Origin of the sequence: Streptomyces sp. MCA2 (assembly GCF_023544705.1) — a bacterium.
GTDB classification, from domain to species: Bacteria; Actinomycetota; Actinomycetes; order Streptomycetales; family Streptomycetaceae; genus Streptomyces; species Streptomyces decoyicus.
Map to the genome: position 1 here is coordinate 1 of NZ_JAMJFM010000116.1, position 3,364 is coordinate 3,364.

The window sequence follows — 3,364 nt, forward strand, 5'->3', positions numbered from 1 at the left end:
TCGACCGGGTGAGGACGCCGAGTGTGAGCAGAGCGAGCGCCGGCAGCACGGCGACGATGATTCCCATCGGCAAGGCGTCGGCGGCGCCACCCGCGCCGGCCAGCGGAGCAAGTGCCCCGCCGATCATGAACTGGCTGAAGCCGAGCAGAGCGGCGGCCGACCCGGCGTGTCCGCCGTGGTCGGCCAGGGCCTGGGCCGCGGCGTTCGGCATGACGAGGCCCACGCTGGAGACCAGGACGAACAGGCCGATCAGGAGCGCGGGCAGGGGTGCCCGTGTCAGCACCGCGGCCAGAACCGTGGTGCCACCGGCTGTCGCGCCCAGCAGACCGGCGAGCAGCAGCACGCGGGCGCCGGCCCGGGCCACCAGCCGGCCGCTGATCTGGGCGGCCGCAATGAGTCCGGCGGCGTTGACGGCGAACACGGCGCTGTACTGCTGCGGTGACAGGCCGTGGATTTCCTGCAGGACGAACGGCGAGCCGGAGATGTAGGCGAACATCGCCGCGAAGACCAGGCCGTTGGCCAGGACGTACCCGGTGAAGACCCGGTCGCTGAGCAGCTGCCCGACGACAGCCAGCAGCGGCTGGCGTGACGCGGAGGACCGGGTCTCCGGCAGTCCTGCGGCGGAGGCCGCCAGCATCACGGCGCCGAGTACGGCCAGGGCCACGAAGATTCCAGGCCAGGCCGTGACGCGCAGTAGCTGGCCGCCGAGGACCGGCGCGAACACCGGCGCCAGGCCGGTGATCAAGGTCAGTGCGGAGAAGAGACGTGCGGTGCGGGTTCCGGAGGTGCGGTCGCGGACCATGGCGTTGGCGATGACGATGCCGAACGCCCCGCCGATGCCCTGGACCAGGCGTAGGCCGACGAAGGTCCGGACGTCGGGCGCCACCGCGCAGAGCGCGCTGGCAATCGTGTAGAGGGCGAGGCCCGCCAGCAACGGACGCCGCCGGCCGTAGGTGTCGCTCAGCGGCCCGGCGATCAGCTGCCCGATGGCCAGCCCGGCCAGGCAGGCGGTGATGGTGAGCTGGGTGGCCGCGGCGCCGGCGCGCAGGTCGCCGGCGAGGTCCGGCAGTCCGGGCAGGTAGCCGTCGATGGACAGTGGTCCCAGGGCCACGAGCGCTGCGAGCAGGACGATGAATCGGGTTTGCCGGCCGGCGGCGTCGTTGCTCATGGCTCAGTACGCCACGGTGATGCGGCGGCGGATCGCGGTGCCGCTCTCGATCGTGTCGGCCAAGGCGATCGCGTAGTCGGCGTACGAGATGCGGCTGTTGCCGTCGTCGTCGGTGAGCAGGGTGTCCCCGGCGCTGCGGTAGGCCCCGGTCCGCTCGCCCGCTCCGATGACTGCGGCGGGCGACACGTACGTCCAGTCGAGGTCGTGCACGCCGCGGTAGAGGTCGAGCGCTTCGGACTGGGCCTCGGCGTTGGCCTTCCACAGCGCGGGGAAGTCCGGGTCGTCCATGACCCGGGCGCCGGTCGGCGTGCGTAGGCTACCGGCACCGCCGATGGTGACCAGGCGGGTGACGCCGGCTCGGCGGAGTCCGTCGATCAGCGCACGGGCGGCACCGACGATCGTGGCGCGGTCGCTTTCCTGGCCGATCCGGGGGCCGACGGCCGAGAGCACGGCGTCGTGGGAGGCGGCGAGGCCGGCGACCGCCGCGGGGTCGGTGACGTCACCGGTGGTCACGGTCAGGGCCTTGTGCTTGAGTCCGTCGATGTGGCCGGCTCGGGTGACCGCGGTGACGGTGTGGCCGCGACGCAGTAGTTCCTCGGTGGTGGGCCGGCCGATGTTGCCGCTGGCACCGAACAGGACGATCTTCATGTGTTGCTCCTTGTTTCTGATGGTCAGAGGACGGGCTGGCCGTCGGCGATGATGGCCGCGGTGATGCCGCGCTCGTCGGCGGCGTGCTGGAAGCGCTGCTCGATGTCGGGTTGTTCGGTGTAGAACGGCGGGTTGTGGAACAGGCCGTAGTGCATGGCGCAGACGGTGCCGGCGCCGAGTGCGACGGCGGCCTCGACGCCCTGCTCAGGGGTCATGGTCGCCGGGACGTTGGCCGCGTAGCCCTCGAAGTGGGCGATGACACCGTTGACCGGGACGAACGCGACGTCGAACGGGCCGTGGTCGCGGGCGATCTGCCACCAGCTGCCGTGCCACTGGGTGTCGCCGCAGTGGATGACCCGCCGGCCGGTGCCTTCGACGACCCAGGCGACCTGGTCACAGTCGTTGCCGCGCCAGTCCAGCGAGGTCACCGGGGTGACGGACAGCTCTCCGATGCGCCGTGACTGACCCAGGTCCTGGGCAACGGGGGTGATGCCCGCCTCGCGCAGCCCGGCCGCGCTGGGGGTGTGGCAGCCGATCGTGCCGGTGGCCGCGATCCGGGCGATCAGGTCGTGGTCGTAGTGGTCGGGGTGCAGGTGGGTGATGAGGGCGTGGGTGCCGGGCGGGGTATCGACCGGGTCGACCGGCCGGTGCGGCGGCCCCATCACCGGCGCCAGCGGAGCGACGTTCTCGAGCGGATCGATCAGCAGGCGGGTGTCGCCGAGACGGATCTCGACGCCGGCCCAGGCCAGCCGACGCACAGAAAGGGTGGGGGTCATGGGCAGCGACGCTAGACCGACGTTGTTGAGAAAGTCAACAAGAGAGTTTTGAATCTCAACACCACGATGTAGGATGGTGGCATGCGCACCTACGGGCAGTACTGCGGCATCGCGAAAGCACTGGACACCATCGGCGACCGATGGACCCTGCTGATCGTCCGTGAACTGCTCGCCCTGGGTCCTTGCCGGCACACCGACCTGCGCAACGGGCTGCCCGGGATCGCCAGCAACCTGCTGGTCGACCGGCTCCGCGAACTCGAGGAAGCCGGCCTGATCCACCGCGAGGCCGCCCCGCCGCCGGTGGCCACCACCCTGTTCTCCCTCACCGAGCGTGGCCGCACGCTCGAGCCGGTGCTACAGGAACTGAGCCGGTGGGGCGTGCCGCTGTTGCGTGAGCCGGGCGGCAACGACACCTTCCGCACCCACTGGCTGGACATGCCCGCCCGGGCACTGACCGACCACCGCCCCGACCAGCCGGCAATCGCCCTGCAACTGCACGCCGACGGCAACGAAGACCTGGTCATCGAAGTCAAGGACGGCTCGGTGCACACACACGCCGGCCGGGTCGACCACCCCACCGCGTCACTGACCGGACCGCCGCACCTGCTGGCCGCCACCCTGCTCGGCGACCTCGATCTGAGCGCCGCAGTACAGCAAGGCCTGCGGCTCAGCGGCGAACACGAGGCAGTAATGCGCATCCTGCCCCGCTGAACGACCGGCCGCTCGCGAGACTGCGACCTCAAGCTCTACCGAGTCTGCGCCGGTCTCAAAA

Annotated in this window: 4 protein-coding genes; 1 reads left to right on the forward strand and 3 read right to left on the reverse strand. The window is 71.0% G+C overall.

What is annotated here, in order from left to right:
- The 3 genes from M8I34_RS41030 to M8I34_RS41040 form a co-directional block, all read right to left on the reverse strand.
- Positions 1-1,168: multidrug effflux MFS transporter (locus tag M8I34_RS41030; protein WP_250058154.1), on the reverse strand; the 1,168-nt coding region annotated here is incomplete at its 3' end.
- Between the two features lie 3 nt (positions 1,169-1,171).
- A complete protein-coding gene (locus M8I34_RS41035) occupies positions 1,172-1,816 on the reverse strand; it encodes an NAD(P)-dependent oxidoreductase (RefSeq protein WP_244416035.1) in 645 nt (214 codons plus the stop codon).
- 23 nt (positions 1,817-1,839) lie between these two features.
- The gene (locus M8I34_RS41040) at positions 1,840-2,592 is read right to left on the reverse strand and encodes an MBL fold metallo-hydrolase (protein WP_250058155.1); all 753 of its coding nucleotides are present in this window, start codon (positions 2,590-2,592) and stop codon (positions 1,840-1,842) included.
- A gap of 81 nt (positions 2,593-2,673) precedes the next feature.
- On the opposite strand from M8I34_RS41040, the gene M8I34_RS41045 reads away from it, so the two are divergent.
- A complete protein-coding gene (locus M8I34_RS41045; RefSeq protein WP_250058156.1) occupies positions 2,674-3,303 on the forward strand; it encodes a helix-turn-helix domain-containing protein in 630 nt (209 codons plus the stop codon).
- The last annotated feature ends 61 nt before the right edge of the window (positions 3,304-3,364 follow it).

Coding starts and splice junctions, on each gene's coding strand:
- M8I34_RS41035 (WP_244416035.1), bottom strand. CDS start 1,816: ATGAAGATCGTCCTGTTCGGTGCCAGCGGCAACATCGGCCGGCCCACC.
- M8I34_RS41040 (WP_250058155.1), bottom strand. CDS start 2,592: ATGACCCCCACCCTTTCTGTGCGTCGGCTGGCCTGGGCCGGCGTCGAG.
- M8I34_RS41045 (WP_250058156.1), top strand. CDS start 2,674: ATGCGCACCTACGGGCAGTACTGCGGCATCGCGAAAGCACTGGACACC.